Source organism: Bacillus sp. 7884-1, assembly GCF_002272245.1.
Lineage (GTDB): Bacteria > Bacillota > Bacilli > Bacillales > Cytobacillaceae > Neobacillus.
This window is the reverse complement of record NZ_NPDD01000395.1, coordinates 1-204: the sequence shown is the minus strand read 5'-3', so window position 1 is coordinate 204 and position 204 is coordinate 1. Positions and strand designations below refer to the sequence as shown.

Annotated in this window: 1 rRNA gene; it reads left to right on the top strand. The window is 54.9% G+C overall.

Annotation, left to right across the window (positions count from 1 at the left end):
* Nucleotides 1-204, top strand: a 16S ribosomal RNA gene (locus CHI06_RS29295); the annotation flags it as partial.

Genomic DNA, 204 nt, shown 5'->3' with positions numbered 1-204 from the left:
GTACAAAGGGCTGCAAGACCGCGAGGTTTAGCCAATCCCATAAAACCATTCTCAGTTCGGATTGTAGGCTGCAACTCGCCTACATGAAGCCGGAATCGCTAGTAATCGCGGATCAGCATGCCGCGGTGAATACGTTCCCGGGCCTTGTACACACCGCCCGTCACACCACGAGAGTTTGTAACACCCGAAGTCGGTGGGGTAACC